Genomic DNA, 13,687 nt, shown 5'->3' with positions numbered 1-13,687 from the left:
GATTCTCCAAAAACGGGATTTCTACCACAATACGACAGCAGACAGACCCGGAATTGCACAATTCGTTCCCGGGCGCGCTCCTTGCAGCACAAGGGCGCGCGTCTGCCATCAACCTGCCGGCCGCAACGTAATCGTAAAGCTGGCCGGCGTTTTTCCATTCGTGTCGAGCGGCATCGGATCCGAACGCTGGACCGCGCGCAAGGCGGCATCGTCCCACTGGGTGTTGCTGCTGCCACGTGTGATCGTTGCGCTCAACAATGTACCCGTCGGCGAGCAGCGCACGGCCACGACCGTTTCGAGGCCCTGCGTATCGCCGGCCCACACGATGTTCGGACGCACACGCCGTTGCACTTTCTCCGCGTAACCTGCCGACGCCGCATTGCCGCCCGCGCCGCTGCCCGTGCCGCTCTTCGCGAGGCCCTGGCCCGTCGAGCCTTCGCCGCCGGCCATGCCCTGCATCTGCGCGAGACGCGCGCGGCGCTCGGTGTCGACCTTCTTCGCCTGTGCTTCGGCCTGCGCCTGCGCGGCCTTTGCCTTCGCAGCCTTTTCGGCGTCCGCTTTCTTCTGTGCGTCGGCCCTGGCCTGCTGCTCATCCTTCTGCTGTTCTTCTTTTTGCTGCTTCAACTGATCCTGCTTCTGCTGCTCGGCGAGTTGTTGCTGCTTGAGCTTGTCGGCCAGTTGCTGTTTCTGCTTGAGCGCGGCGGCTTTCTGCGCGGCGAGGTCTGCGGCCTGCTGTTGTGCGAGTTGCTGCTGACGTTTCGCTTCGGCTTCCTGCTGCGCCTGCAGCTTCTGGCGTTGTTGCTCGGCCAGTTGTGCCTGACGCGCGGCTTCCTCCTGCTGACGTTTCTTTTCCTGCAGTGCGATGTCGGCCTGCTCGTCCTGTACGGGAGGGGCAGGGGCGACCGGTTGCGGTGGCGGCGGAACCGGTCGCGGCATGGGTGTATCCGGCACGGCGGTCCACAACTCGGCTTCGGCGCCGGCCGGCGTGCTGTTCTGCCAGTGAATGCCGTGATACAGGAAGAACCCGAGCAGCACGTGCATCACCAGCGCGAGCACGAACGCGCGCCATGTGCCGCGTTCACGCGGCGGTCGGACGGGAGCGGCGGAATTCTTCCGGATCATTGCGATTTGACGAGCAATCCAACGCGTTTGACGCCGCGAGCTTTCAGATCGGACATCACGTTCATCACGACTTCATACTTGACGGTCTTGTCGGCGGCGATCACGACCGGCTGATCGGGATGCGTCTGCGCACGGTCGGTGATGAAGCCGTTCAGGTCCGCTCTCGTCATGTCTTCCTGCTGCTGCGTGCCCGCGTCGTCCTTGTACTTGACGCTCATGTTGCCGTCGGCGCGAATGTTGACGATCACGGGCGGTGTCTGCTGCTGCGGCGCGGCGCCGCCGACGGTCGGCAGATTGACGATCGATGGCGCGACGAGCGGCGCGGTCACCATGAAAATCACGAGCAACACAAGCATCACATCGATGTACGGCACGACGTTGATGTCCGCCATCGCGCGGCGCGAACGGCTGCCGCGCATGCTGCTGGAACGGGAGGAACCGGCCATCGTGGACTCCTTAGTGCGCCTGGCGCTGCAGGATGTTCGAGAACTCTTCGATGAAGGTTTCGAAGCGGATCGCGAGGCGGTCGATGTCGTGTGCGTAGCGGTTGTACGCGACCACGGCCGGAATGGCGGCGAAGAGGCCGATGGCGGTGGCCGTCAGCGCTTCGGCGATGCCTGGCGCGACGTTGGCGAGCGTGGCCTGCTGCACGTTCGCGAGACCGCGGAACGCATTCATGATCCCCCACACCGTGCCGAAGAGACCAATATATGGGCTGACCGAGCCAACCGAAGCGAGGAACGCGAGATTCGCTTCGAGCACGTCCATCTCACGCTGGAAGGCTGCCCGCATTGCACGGCGGGCGCCGTCGAGGATCGCTCCCGAATCGTTGAGGCGCTTTTCCTTGCCCTTCAGAAATTCGCGCATGCCCGACTCGAAAATGCGTTCGAGCGCACCAATCGTATGACGGTTGTTCGCGGCGCTTTGATACAGCGCCTGCAGGTCGCCGCCCGACCAGAAATCGCGTTCAAAGCGCTCGGTCTGCACGCGCGCACGGCGAATCGCAAACCACTTGCGGAAGATGAAAGTCCACGACATCAGCGACAGCAGCAGCAATAGCGCCATCACTGCCTGCGCCAGCAGGCTCGCGTTAAGAACGAGGGAAATGATCGACAGATCTTGTGTAGTGTTCATATAGGTTCGCTGTAACGTCCCGGAAGGGGCGTCCGGCTGAAGGGCTTATCGAAGCTTTCCGTCGGGAAACGGAAAACATCAGCTAGGCGCTGGCCGAACCATGCTTTGTGTTGCCTGATCGATACGAGTTCACTGGCACCCAGACAACGGTGCTCAGACCCCCGCGGTTGACACGCTGGCTCCGGCTGGACCGCGCCGCAGCGCGGCAAGCACAGAGGGAGGAATAGCAGTTGGCCTGATCGAGGTGCGCTCGACGCAGCCAACCCGGATGCTCCCCGCAGCAAGCAGCGTTCCTTCTCGCCATGCTTCCTGCGCAAAGTCGACCGATGCCCGGCCAAGCCGCTCGATCCGGCTGACGACGGTGATCATGTCGTCGAGACGGGCCGGTGCGCGATAGTCGAGCGCGGTGCTGCGCACGATGAAGATCGCGCCGGTTTCGTCCGCGAGCCGGGTCTGGTCCACGCCGCACGCGCGCAGCCATTCGGTACGCGCCCGCTCAAAAAACTTCAGGTAATTCGCGTAAAAAACAATGCCGCCGGCGTCGGTATCTTCGTAGTACACCCGGATCGGCCAGGTGAAGCCGATTTCCGTGCCGGGCTGACTGGTAGACATATCCATGGCGCGCATTTTACCGGAACGCGCGTCGCTATCCCGATTTTCGGTGCGCGTTCCGCCTGGTATCTGTTAGCCGCGATGGATGCTAAGGCCCGCAAACGTCTGCGCCACGGGCATCAGTTCGATCGTGTTGATGTTGACGTGCGCGGGGCGCGTCGCGATCCAGTAGATCGAATCGGCGATGTCTTCGGCGGTCAGCGGCTGCACGTTCTGATAGATGTTGGCCGCCTTTTCGTCGTCGCCGCGAAAACGCACGTTCGAGAATTCGGTCCCGCCGCACAGGCCCGGCTCGATGTCCGTCACGCGGATCGCGGTGCCGGCCAGATCGGAGCGCAGGTTCAGGCTGAACTGACGCACGAAGGCCTTGGTCGCGCCGTAGACGTTGCCACCCGGATACGGCCACCTGCCCGCGACCGAGCCCAGGTTGAACACATGGCCGCGATTGCGCTCGACCATGCCTGGCAGCAGTGCCCGGGTCACCTGCACGAGGCCCGTGCAGTTCGTGTCGATCATCGTGGTCCAGTCGTCGAGTTCCGCGCGCTGGGCCGGTTCGAGGCCGAGCGCGAGGCCCGCGTTGTTGACGAGCACGTCGACGGCGGCGAATTCCGCCGGCAGCGAGGCGGGTGCGGCTTCGACGGCCGCCCGGTCGCGTACGTCGAGTTCGAACGGAAGAAGCGCGTCGCCGAGTTCGCCGGCGAGTGCGTCGAGGCGGTCCTTGCGGCGCGCGGTGGCGACCACCTTGTGGCCGCCCTTGACGAAGGCCCGGGCGATGGCGGCGCCAAACCCTGCGGACGCCCCTGTGACGAAGACGATCATTGCTGCTCCCTGGTCGGTGGAGAAAAATAAGGTGCCAAGCCTACTTCCAATGCGGCGCTGCGGCAAGGGAAGACCCTGACTGTCTGGGGCGAGTGTCGTGACCGCGGCTGGTGCCCCGGGTTCGCGTGGGTAGCTGGCGGCGATTTTACGAAGCCCGTGCCTCCGGAGCTGATGCCCCTGGCCCCCGGCCCGATGTCATGCTCGAAGTGCTGTGTGGCGCGACTTGCATGACTTGCCCGCCCGGATAGCTTCTGCCCGCAAAACAACGCTGCGAGGTACGCTCCGGCGGGGCCTGTAGCGTGGTTGCCTATTCGATGCGCTTCAAATAAACTAACGCGCTCACCCCTGCGTGACTGGCGATAGAACCCTCGGGGTTCAAGGTGGAACAACCCACCGTGAAGCGCAGGGTGCCGTTTTTGCCGTTCGCCTGGGCAGCCGTGATCCGCGCGCGATATTTTGCGCCGCCGGTGGCTGCCTTGCCTCGCGTGTACGGTACATCTCCATCCGCCACGTCAAGGCTGGCCCAGCCGCCAGCAGCGCCGCATACCCGCTACGCCTTCTGCACACAATTCGGCGCACGATCCGGTCAACCTGAACACATTTAACGGAAACCGTATGTTTGACAGAGCCAAAAGCACCATCGCCAACGTCGATCCCGAACTCTGGAAGGTGATCGAACAGGAAAACCGCCGTCAGGAAGACCATATCGAACTGATCGCGTCCGAAAACTACACGAGCCCCGCCGTGATGGCCGCGCAGGGTTCGCAACTCACGAACAAGTACGCGGAAGGTTATCCGGGCAAGCGCTACTACGGTGGCTGCGAGTACGTCGATATCGCGGAACAGCTGGCGATCGACCGTGTGAAGCAGCTGTTCGGCGCCGAAGCCGCGAACGTGCAGCCGAACTCGGGCTCGCAGGCAAACCAGGGCGTGTTTTTCGCGATGCTGAAGCCGGGCGACACGATCATGGGCATGAGCCTCGCTCACGGCGGTCACCTGACGCACGGCTCGCCGGTCAACATGTCGGGCAAGTGGTTCAACGTCGTGAGCTACGGCCTGAACGAAGCCGAAGACATCGACTACGACGCGGCTGAAAAGCTTGCCCAGGAACACAAGCCGAAGCTGATCATCGCCGGCGCGTCGGCTTTCGCGCTGCGCATCGACTTCGAACGCCTGTCGAAGATCGCGAAGTCGGTGGGTGCGTATTTCATGGTCGACATGGCGCACTACGCGGGTCTGGTGGCCGCGGGCGTGTATCCGAACCCGGTGCCGCACTCCGATTTTGTCACGACGACCACGCACAAGAGCCTGCGCGGCCCGCGCGGCGGTGTGATCCTGATGAAGGCCGAGTTCGAGAAGCAGATCAATTCGGCAATCTTCCCGGGAATTCAGGGCGGACCGCTGATGCACGTGATCGCCGGCAAGGCCGTGGCGTTCAAGGAAGCGCTGTCGCCGGAATTCCGGGAATACCAGCAAAAGGTGGTGGACAACGCACGCGTGCTGGCGGAAACGCTCGTGAAGCGAGGCCTGCGCATCGTGTCGGGCCGCACCGAAAGCCACGTGATGCTGGTCGACCTGCGCGCGAAGAACATCACCGGCAAGGCTGCGGAAGCGGCGCTCGGCGCAGCGCACATCACGGTCAACAAGAACGCCATTCCGAACGATCCGGAAAAGCCGTTCGTCACGAGCGGTGTGCGTCTTGGCTCGCCGGCCATGACGACTCGCGGCTTCGGTGAGAAGGAAGCGGAACTGGTGGGCAACCTGATCGCCGACGTGCTCGACAACCCGGAAGATGCCGCCACGATCGAACGCGTGCGCGCACAGGTCGCCGGGTTGACGAAGCGTTTCCCGGTGTACGGCTAACCAGCCATGCGCTGCCCCTTCTGCCGGCATGACGACACACAGGTGGTTGATTCGCGTGTGTCCGAAGATGGCGCCGCGATTCGCCGGCGCCGGCGCTGCCCGGCCTGCGACAAACGTTTCACGACGTATGAGCGGGTCGAGCTGGCGTTGCCTTCGGTTGTCAAGAAGGATGGCAGCCGCACTGAATTCGATCGCCGCAAGATTGTCGCGAGCATGCAACTGGCGCTGCGCAAGCGCCCGGTTGCCGCCGATGCAATCGATGCGGCGGCTTCGCGTATCGAATACCAGCTGCTTGGCAGCGGTGAGCGCGAAGTTCGCAGCGAGCGCCTGGGCGAACTCGTGATGAACGAGTTGCGCGAGCTCGATACGATCGCCTATGTCCGCTTCGCCTCCGTCTACCGGCGCTTCGAGGACGTCTCCGAATTCGAGGACGTGATCGAGGAATTCCGGCGCATGGCCGCGCCTCCTGCCGCGCCTGGCAAGCCCACCCGCAAGCGCTAGTTCTTCGCGCATCCGCATTTCCTTCCCCTTGAGTCGCTGTCACGCCTGAATTCTGGCGTGTGAACGCGCGCGTCCGCTACCTGGCCATCCGGCCGATTGTAGGCGTTCGAGGTGCCCGGTAAATTGTCTGCATTCTTCGAATCATTCAGGGATGCAGATGAAAATGAACGCCTTTCCGGTTCCACATGGTGATGGATTCACGCTGGTCGAAACGCTTGTTGTTATCGCGCTGCTCACGGTACTTGCCGTACTGGCAACACCGTCGTTTTTTGCGTGGCGCGTGCGTGATCAGGTCGACGCGCGTGCGAAAGCACTCGTTTCGACGCTGGCGTTTGCCCGTGGGGAAGCGCTCAGGCGGAGCGCGCGCGTAACCGTGTGCCGGATCGACAGCGCGCTTCACTGTCTTGCGGCCGGCAAGCCATGTCCGGCCGGCACCGCTGACTGGTCGTGTGGATGGGCGGTGATGTTGGAACGGGCGGGCCGGTCGTCACTGTTGCGCATGCAGCCGGATCTCGCGGCGGTCAGTGTGACGGGAACGTTGACCGATGTGGCGTTCACGCCGCCGGCCGGTCAGGTTATCGGCAGTTTTCGCAGCTTCGAGTTTGCACCGCGTTCGCCTTCGGCGGCCACCCGCGGCGACCGGTGGCGACGCTGTGTGCGAATCGCGGCCGGTGGCCGCGCGCGCGTGATCGAAGGCGCTTGCGGGGCGTCGTCATGAAAATGTGCCGTCATGGAAACTGTTCGGGCAGCACTCTGCTGGAGGTGATGGTGGCTGTGGCCGTGACCGCGGTCACGGCACTTGGGCTGGTCTCTACGCAGCTATGGATGACGCATCACGCCGGCGCGACGACCACGCGCGAGCGCGCGGCATTCGTGGCTGACTCGCTGGTGGAGGCATTTCGGGTATCGCCGGCAACTGGAACGGATTCGGTCGTCTGGAAGACCCGGGTTGCGAGCATGGTGCCAAAGGGCGACACGTCGGTCGTCGCGCAGGCGGGCGGCCTGGCGACGGCACGTGTGACGTGGGCCGCCGTGCGGGAAGCGCGGGACGTCGCGCCGGGCAACCTGGTCGATCCGCCAGATTTTTGCGGGGACGCCGCGTTGCCGGCCGGAACCGCGTGCGTTGCGATTGCGTTTGCGAAATGACGCGTCACCGATACTTTACGCGCGGTCATACGCTGCTCGAAGTGATGATCGCGACGGTACTCGGACTCGTGATCACCGCTGGTTCCGTAGCGCTCTACCGGTCGCAGCGAGCGGCTTTCGTGAGCGCCAGCGACGCCGCTCACATCGAGGAAACCGGCATCGGCGCGTTGACGCTGCTTGGACAGCAGATCCAGATGGCCGGATTCACGTCCGCCGACGCCGCATCGCCCGCTTCGGCGAATGCGTCTGCTGCGCTCTTTGGCTGTTCCGGCGCGCGGCCCACTGGCCCCGATGACGTCCCGGGCTGCGAGGCGCTGGCGAGCCATTCGGACGGCATCGTTATCCGCTATTCCGGCGACATCGTGTCGACGTGGCCTTCGTCCACCGGCCAGCCCACGGACTGTCTCGGTCAGACCGTCAGTGGCGCTGCCGCGGGCGCACCGGTCGTGAACCGGTTCTACGCGAAGACCAGTGCTTCGACTGGCGAACCGGAACTGTATTGCGAAGGCAACGGCAAGGCGGGCTATGGACAGCCGGTGTTCGAGGGCGTCGAGCGACTGCGCATCCAGTACTGGCTTGCAAACGCGCAGCAACCGTTCGACGCGTCGGCGCTTGCGCCGGACCAGTGGGCCCGGGTCGTGGCAGTCGACCTGTGCGTTCTGGTGCGCGGGGCGTCGCGTGGGCAGCGCGTACGCTATGTCGATTGCGATGGCGTGTCGGGCACCGGCAGCGACACGCGCGCGAGACAGGCGTTCTGGCGGCGGGTCGCGGTTCGCAATGGTCCGGGTGTTCAGTCATGACGCGAGCCATTCACCCGCGGCCCGTAACCGAAGCCACCGGCCTCGGTGGACGCACGCGAGGTGCCGCGTTGCCGGTCGTACTGCTGATTACGTCGATGATGCTGGCGACGTCCGCAGCCTGGTTCGAGACGACGCTCACCGCCGCGCGCAGCACGTCAAACCTGCGGGACTACCTGCAGGCATTTCACGCTGCGGATTCGGCGTTGCTCCTGTGTGCGGACATGGTGAGTCCGGAAGGCGCCGGCGCGATGCCAGCGGTGACAGGCGAACCTGCGGGGTGGAAGCGCGAGGCGGTCTTTGTGGCTGGCGCCATCGTGCCTGTCGCGCAATGGCCCGGATCGGGACGACCGCCCGAGTGTCTTGCCGAAGGCTGGCGATTGACGGGTCGTCCGGAAGCGAAGGCGTATCTGCTGACTGCCCGGGGCTTCGGCGCGGCGCCTGACTCGCAGGTATGGCTGCAGATGCAGATAGTCATCGATGGCGGCAAGACCGAACGACACTGGCGGCGCGTCACCGCCCGACCATTCTGAACGGGATGAAACACGACATGAACTCAAAGGCAGACGCATTCACGTTGCTTGAACTCGTCATCGCCATGGCGATTGCCGCAGTGCTCGCCGTATTCGCCGTGCCGTCCTGGCATGCACAGGTGGCGCGCAGCCACCGCGTCGATGCTGCGTCCGCTTTGTATCGCGCTGCGCAATACCTGGAAACATCGGCGGAGAAGAACGTCGGCGCTTTGCCCGCGGGCCTCGATCAGGCTCCCGCATTCGGCACACCGGTTTACCGTCTGCATGTGTTGAGTGCGGACGATACGAACGGTGGGTATTCGGTAGAAGCGCGACCCGTCGAAAACGGGCCGATGCGCGAAGACGCGTGCGGGACGTTCATCATCGATGCGACCGGTTTGCGGAAAAACCGGAGTGCAGGGGATTCCGCGATGGCAAATGCGAACGAATGCTGGAGCACGCGATGAACGTGAACCAGTCTACGGAAGCATCACCTGGATTGGTGGCTGCCGATGCGACGCCGGCAAGGCACAGGTGTCCGCAAGCCCGGCGATATGTCGAAACTCACTCGCGTTCGCGTGACGAATCGGCGCCGGCTGCACCCGCGCCAGAATCTGGGCTGGTCTTCGCACTACCGCCGTCCTGTTTGACCTGCTGCCAGATCCGATACGCTTCCCATGCGGCGAGAGCGAGGCTGCCCCACTTGAGCGCCGGCCTGGCGCCAGCGGCGACCGTCGCACGGAGTGGTTTGGCAAGCAGCAGGGACGCGAGCGAACTGAGCAGCGGATATTGCTTGAGCAGGCCGCCGATGCCGGCTGCGCTGCCTTTCGGCGCGCCCCAGCGCATTCCGCGAAAGCCCGGAACAAAAAACCTGAGCCAGCTGAAATGCGTCACGGCCTGGCGCAGTTCCGCAGTCGCCTGCACAAGTTCCATGCGTTCGACGTCCGCACGCACGAGCAGCAGCTCCTTGCGCAGCGCGCGCAGATGCGGCGCAGCGAGTTCCTTCGAAGGGCGCTTGCTGCGGAACGTGTGGTCTGGGTGCAGTTGGCTCATGTTCGGTCGAAGGCGCCTGAAAGAAGTGAGAAAAGTCGGGAAAATCGGAACAAGGCGCGGAACAAGCTGCGCGGCACATCGGCCGCGCTCGCCTCACTGCTTGCGGAACATCTCGCGGTCTTTTTCGAATTCGTTCAGCGTTGCCTCGAAAACGATGGGCGCATTGTGCAAACCGTTGCGGGCTTTCAACCCGCAAAAGAGCGCGGCCAGCGCATACACCACCGTGATGGCAGCCAGCGACTGCCAGCGGTACGTATCCCAGAACGTGATGGCAACAAGTGCCGTCAGCGCGATGAGCGCCATGGTTGCGAGCATCATGGCCGCCAGACCGAGAAACAGCACGGTGAGCAGGCGATCTTTTTCCTCGGCCAGTTCAATGCCGATCAGTTCGAGCCGCGTCTGCAGGATCGAAAAGAAGGAACTGATGATGCGGCGTACCGGACCGTGGTCAGCGCGCTGCGATTGGGTGTCGATCGTCATAACTTTCGCGCGTTGCGCATGGGGAGGCGGAAGGTGCGCCAGAAAAGGCGGACCGGCCAGGCGAGCGCCGGTCAACCGTGCCGGAAGTGCACCGGACGTGAGCCCGGTGGCTACTGCCGTGACTGCTTATTTGCGATTGATCAACAAGCCGACCAGCACGCCCACGCCCGCGGCAATGCCAATCGATGCCCACGGATGCTCGTGTACGTAATCGTCAGTTGCGCGCGCCGCCTTCTTGCCCTTCTCGACGACCACAACCTGGACATCGGCCGCCTTTTCTCTCGCCTGCTTCAGGCGCGTGAGCGCCGTTTCACGGAGTTCCGAAGCGCGCTCGCCGGTTGCGCTCGCGGCCTGCTTCAGCAGGTCCTCTGCGTCCGCGAGGACGTTTTTGATATCCGACATCAATCTCTCCTTGTTAACTTCCGACATTGACAGCTCCGTTCGTGGCACGTTACGCGTGAATCGTAACTAAAGAAACGACGGCTGGCGAGCGTAGTGCACTGCGTACATGAGCAGGATGCAGGAACTGTTCCCGACATGCGAATTGCCACTTGATAAAAAACAGATAACGTGGCGCACCTGTTCGTCTGCGCACCATCCGGGTTTCCGGTTGAGTTGATCTGGCCCGCCAAGTTTCGTCCAATTTGGAGAAAATTACAAAAACTCATAAGGGAGTGACGAGATGTTCGTTCATTGTGCGCGCCACTTCCCGTATGCTTTAGTTTTGCCGAGCGCCGCGGCTTTCACCATGTGCGGACCATTCGAACCCATCAAGGAGACATCATGAGTCTACGTCTAGGCGACGTCGCACCGGATTTCGAGCAGGATTCCAGCGTTGGCCGCATCAAGTTCCACGAATGGCTGGGCGACAGCTGGGGCGTGCTGTTTTCACATCCGGCCGACTTCACGCCGGTCTGCACGACCGAACTCGGCCTGACCGCGAACCTCGCCAGCGAGTTCGAAAAGCGCAACGTGAAGACGATCGCGCTGTCGGTCGACAGCGCCGCGTCGCACAAGGAATGGATCAAGGACATCAACGAGACGCAGGCTGCGAACGTCGGTTTCCCGATCCTGGCCGATGGCGACCGCAAGGTGTCCGAGCTTTACGACATGATTCATCCGAACGCGAGCGAAACGGTCACGGTCCGCTCGCTCTTTGTGATCGATCCGAAGAAGAAGGTGCGTCTCACGATCACCTATCCGGCGAGCACGGGCCGCAATTTCGACGAAGTGCTGCGTGTGATCGACTCGCTTCAGCTGACCGACAGCCATTCTGTCGCGACGCCGGGCAACTGGAAGCAGGGCGACGACGTGGTGATCGCGCCGTCGTTGAAGGACGAAGAGGTCCTCAAGCAGAAGTTCCCGAAGGGCTACAAGGCGCTGCGTCCGTATCTGCGCATGACGCCGCAGCCGGACAAATAAGGTAAAACGCGTCGGCGATACTCAAGACTGACGCCTTCGCCAGCAGGAAAAAACCCCGCTTCCGGTTCCGGAAAGCGGGGTTTTTTCTTAAGCAGCCAGCCAGACGGCGGCAAGAATCAGAAAAACGCCTGAATCCCCGTCTGTGCGCGGCCGAGAATCAGCGCGTGAATGTCATGCGTGCCTTCGTACGTGTTGACCACTTCGAGGTTCACGAGGTGGCGCGCGATGCCGAATTCGTCCGAAATGCCGTTGCCGCCGAGCATGTCGCGCGCGAGACGCGCGACGTCGAGCGCCTTGCCGCACGAGTTGCGCTTCATGATCGACGTGATTTCGACGGCGGCCGTGCCTTCGTCTTTCATCCGGCCGAGACGCAGCACGCCTTGCAGGCCGAGCGTGATTTCGGTCTGCATGTCGGCGAGTTTTTTCTGGATCAGCTGGTTCGCGGCGAGCGGCCGGCCGAACTGCTTGCGGTCGAGCACGTACTGGCGCGCGGTGTGCCAGCACGATTCAGCGGCGCCGAGCGCCCCCCACGCGATGCCGTAGCGTGCCGAATTCAGGCACGTGAACGGACCGCGCAGCCCCTGCACGTTCGGCATCATGTTTTCTTCGGGGACAAACACTTCGTCCAGCACGATTTCTCCGGTGATCGAGGCACGCAGACCGACCTTGCTGTGGATCGTGGGCGCCGACAAACCTTTCCAGCCCTTCTCGAGGATGAAGCCGCGAATTTCATCCTTGCCGTCTTCCTCGAGCTTCGCCCAGACGACGAATACGTCGGCGATCGGCGAATTCGTGATCCACATCTTCGAGCCGGACAGCGAGAAACCGCCGTCGACCTTCTTTGCCCGCGTGACCATGCTGCCCGGATCGGAACCATGATTCGGCTCGGTCAGGCCGAAGCAGCCGATCCATTCGCCGGCGGCGAGCTTCGGCAGGTACTTCGATTTCTGCGCGTCGGAGCCGAACTCGAAGATCGGCACCATGACGAGCGACGACTGCACCGACATCATCGACCGGTAGCCCGAATCCACGCGCTCCACCTCGCGCGCGATCAGGCCGTAGCTGACGTAGTTCAGGCCGGGGCCGCCGTACTGCTCGGGAATCGTGGGACCGAGCAGGCCGAGTTCGCCCATCTCGCGGAAGATCCCGATGTCGGTCTTTTCATGGCGGAACGCTTCGAGCACGCGCGGTGCGAGTTTGTCCTGCGAGTACGCCGCAGCGGCGTCGCGCACCATGCGCTCGTCTTCGTTGAGCTGCTGATCGAGGAGCAGCGGGTCTTCCCAATGAAAATGCGCGGCCTCAGCCATGATGTATCTCTCCTGATTTCTACTTGACGCAAGTTCCGCTGTGCGAAACAATGTTTTGCAAATGAGACCTGAGTGTATCACCCGATGAAACCTGCATCTACCCCCTCCGACCCGTTCGACGACCGCAAATTCGTGGTTGCACTCGCGCGCGGCCTTGAACTGCTGCGCGCATTCAGGCCAGGTGAGTCGATGCTTGGAAACCGCGATTTCGTCGAGCGCACGGGTCTGCCGAAGGCCACGGTCAACCGGCTCGCCTATACGCTCACGGTGCTTGGCTATCTGCGTCTCGATGAGTCGCTTGGCAAGTACGCGCTCGATGCGGGTGTGCTGTCGCTTGGATTCGCGCTGTTATCGGGCACCGACACGCTCGAGCTTGCGCGCCCGCACATGCGCACGTTCGCGCGCGAAGTGGGCGCGGCCGTATCGCTCGGTTGCCGCGATGGGCTCGACATGATTTATCTCGACACGATCCGTAGTGAGACCGCGTTGACGCTAGGACTCGCGTCGGGTTCGCGGCTGTCGATGCTGACGAGTTCGATGGGCCGCGCGTATCTCGCCGTCCAGCCGCCCGACGTGCGGGCCACGCTGTTCGTGGAACTCGGGAAGGCGGCGGGCAAGGAGCGCGCCGCGTTGCTGGCGGACGCGCAGCGTGAAATCGACACCTTCATGCGGGAAGGTTGCTGTTATTCGTTTCGCGACTGGCACGACGACGTGAACGCGGTGGCCGTGCCGTTTCGTGAGCCGCGCGACGGAAGGTGGCTGGTGCTGAGTTGCAGCGGACCGGCTTCGTCGATGGGAGAAGCAGTGTTTCGTGAAACGGTGGCGCCGCGTCTGAAGGCGCTCGCACGGCGGCTCGGCGATACGGTCTAGCGCAACGCGGCCGGCCGCAAGCCGCAAACCTTGGCGCAATCCGTGGAAA

18 protein-coding genes and 1 riboswitch are annotated in these 13,687 nt (G+C 63.2%); of the genes, 9 read left to right on the top strand and 9 right to left on the bottom strand.

Annotated elements, in window-relative coordinates; all coding sequences use genetic code 11:
- Nucleotides 1–108 precede the first annotated feature (108 nt).
- The 5 genes from tolA to ydfG form a co-directional block, all read right to left on the bottom strand.
- Nucleotides 109–1,122 carry a cell envelope integrity protein TolA gene (gene tolA, locus LPA34_RS03470; protein ID WP_228974963.1) on the bottom strand — a complete coding sequence of 338 codons (1,014 nt, stop codon included), beginning with the start codon at nucleotides 1,120–1,122 and terminating at the stop codon, nucleotides 109–111.
- Complete coding sequence (tolR, locus tag LPA34_RS03465) at nucleotides 1,119–1,568, bottom strand: protein TolR (RefSeq protein ID WP_228974959.1); 450 nt, start codon at nucleotides 1,566–1,568, stop codon at nucleotides 1,119–1,121. The genes tolA and tolR overlap by 4 nt, the downstream gene beginning before the upstream one ends.
- Before the next feature lie 10 nt (nucleotides 1,569–1,578).
- Nucleotides 1,579–2,256: a protein TolQ gene (tolQ, locus tag LPA34_RS03460; protein ID WP_228974957.1), complete on the bottom strand. Its 678-nt coding sequence runs from the start codon at nucleotides 2,254–2,256 to the stop codon at nucleotides 1,579–1,581.
- Between the two features lie 153 nt (nucleotides 2,257–2,409).
- The gene (gene ybgC / locus LPA34_RS03455; protein ID WP_228974956.1) at nucleotides 2,410–2,883 is read right to left on the bottom strand and encodes a tol-pal system-associated acyl-CoA thioesterase; all 474 of its coding nucleotides are present in this window, start codon (nucleotides 2,881–2,883) and stop codon (nucleotides 2,410–2,412) included.
- A gap of 57 nt (nucleotides 2,884–2,940) precedes the next feature.
- On the bottom strand, nucleotides 2,941–3,687 hold the full coding sequence (gene ydfG, locus LPA34_RS03450; RefSeq protein ID WP_228974954.1) for a bifunctional NADP-dependent 3-hydroxy acid dehydrogenase/3-hydroxypropionate dehydrogenase YdfG: 747 nt from the start codon (nucleotides 3,685–3,687) through the stop codon (nucleotides 2,941–2,943).
- Nucleotides 3,688–4,026: 339 nt separating this feature from the next.
- Nucleotides 4,027–4,127: riboswitch (ZMP/ZTP riboswitch) on the top strand.
- Between the two features lie 175 nt (nucleotides 4,128–4,302).
- On the opposite strand from ydfG, the gene glyA reads away from it, so the two are divergent.
- The 7 genes from glyA (at nucleotide 4,303) to LPA34_RS03415 (ending at nucleotide 8,973) form a co-directional block, all read left to right on the top strand.
- The gene (glyA, locus tag LPA34_RS03445; RefSeq protein ID WP_228974953.1) at nucleotides 4,303–5,550 is read left to right on the top strand and encodes a serine hydroxymethyltransferase; all 1,248 of its coding nucleotides are present in this window, start codon (nucleotides 4,303–4,305) and stop codon (nucleotides 5,548–5,550) included.
- A 6-nt stretch (nucleotides 5,551–5,556) separates the two neighbouring features.
- The gene (gene nrdR, locus LPA34_RS03440; RefSeq protein WP_090532310.1) at nucleotides 5,557–6,051 is read left to right on the top strand and encodes a transcriptional regulator NrdR; all 495 of its coding nucleotides are present in this window, start codon (nucleotides 5,557–5,559) and stop codon (nucleotides 6,049–6,051) included.
- Nucleotides 6,052–6,208: 157 nt separating this feature from the next.
- Entirely contained in the window at nucleotides 6,209–6,769 is a 561-nt protein-coding gene (locus LPA34_RS03435; RefSeq protein ID WP_229012581.1) for a GspH/FimT family pseudopilin, read from the top strand.
- A complete protein-coding gene (locus LPA34_RS03430) occupies nucleotides 6,766–7,197 on the top strand; it encodes a type IV pilus modification PilV family protein (protein ID WP_324251703.1) in 432 nt (143 codons plus the stop codon). The genes LPA34_RS03435 and LPA34_RS03430 overlap by 4 nt, the downstream gene beginning before the upstream one ends.
- Entirely contained in the window at nucleotides 7,194–7,997 is an 804-nt protein-coding gene (locus LPA34_RS03425) for a PilW family protein (protein ID WP_228974946.1), read from the top strand. The genes LPA34_RS03430 and LPA34_RS03425 overlap by 4 nt, the downstream gene beginning before the upstream one ends.
- Nucleotides 7,994–8,527: a pilus assembly PilX family protein gene (locus tag LPA34_RS03420; protein WP_228974942.1), complete on the top strand. Its 534-nt coding sequence runs from the start codon at nucleotides 7,994–7,996 to the stop codon at nucleotides 8,525–8,527. The genes LPA34_RS03425 and LPA34_RS03420 overlap by 4 nt, the downstream gene beginning before the upstream one ends.
- Before the next feature lie 17 nt (nucleotides 8,528–8,544).
- Nucleotides 8,545–8,973, top strand: coding sequence for a type IV pilin protein (locus tag LPA34_RS03415; protein WP_228974939.1), 429 nt, complete (start codon nucleotides 8,545–8,547; stop codon nucleotides 8,971–8,973).
- A gap of 97 nt (nucleotides 8,974–9,070) precedes the next feature.
- Here LPA34_RS03415 and LPA34_RS03410 read toward each other — a convergent pair whose 3' ends face one another.
- The 3 genes from LPA34_RS03410 to LPA34_RS03400 form a co-directional block, all read right to left on the bottom strand.
- Entirely contained in the window at nucleotides 9,071–9,559 is a 489-nt protein-coding gene (locus tag LPA34_RS03410; protein ID WP_228974938.1) for a DUF3318 domain-containing protein, read from the bottom strand.
- 93 nt (nucleotides 9,560–9,652) lie between these two features.
- The gene (locus tag LPA34_RS03405) at nucleotides 9,653–10,039 is read right to left on the bottom strand and encodes a phage holin family protein (protein WP_228974936.1); all 387 of its coding nucleotides are present in this window, start codon (nucleotides 10,037–10,039) and stop codon (nucleotides 9,653–9,655) included.
- Nucleotides 10,040–10,165: 126 nt separating this feature from the next.
- Complete coding sequence (locus LPA34_RS03400; protein WP_228974935.1) at nucleotides 10,166–10,468, bottom strand: DUF883 family protein; 303 nt, start codon at nucleotides 10,466–10,468, stop codon at nucleotides 10,166–10,168.
- A gap of 354 nt (nucleotides 10,469–10,822) precedes the next feature.
- Here LPA34_RS03400 and LPA34_RS03395 point away from each other — a divergent pair, with 354 nt between their 5' ends.
- A complete protein-coding gene (locus tag LPA34_RS03395; RefSeq protein ID WP_228974933.1) occupies nucleotides 10,823–11,461 on the top strand; it encodes a peroxiredoxin in 639 nt (212 codons plus the stop codon).
- Nucleotides 11,462–11,577: 116 nt separating this feature from the next.
- Here the strand turns inward: LPA34_RS03395 and LPA34_RS03390 are convergent, their stop codons facing one another.
- The gene (locus LPA34_RS03390; protein ID WP_228974929.1) at nucleotides 11,578–12,768 is read right to left on the bottom strand and encodes an acyl-CoA dehydrogenase; all 1,191 of its coding nucleotides are present in this window, start codon (nucleotides 12,766–12,768) and stop codon (nucleotides 11,578–11,580) included.
- Between the two features lie 84 nt (nucleotides 12,769–12,852).
- Here LPA34_RS03390 and LPA34_RS03385 point away from each other — a divergent pair, with 84 nt between their 5' ends.
- Nucleotides 12,853–13,638 carry an IclR family transcriptional regulator gene (locus LPA34_RS03385; protein ID WP_228974927.1) on the top strand — a complete coding sequence of 262 codons (786 nt, stop codon included), beginning with the start codon at nucleotides 12,853–12,855 and terminating at the stop codon, nucleotides 13,636–13,638.
- The last annotated feature ends 49 nt before the right edge of the window (nucleotides 13,639–13,687 follow it).

It is taken from the genome of Paraburkholderia gardini (assembly GCF_907164575.1).
GTDB lineage: Bacteria > Pseudomonadota > Gammaproteobacteria > Burkholderiales > Burkholderiaceae > Paraburkholderia > Paraburkholderia gardini.
The sequence above is the reverse complement of the archived record's forward strand: the minus strand, read 5'-3'. Positions and strand labels throughout refer to the sequence as shown.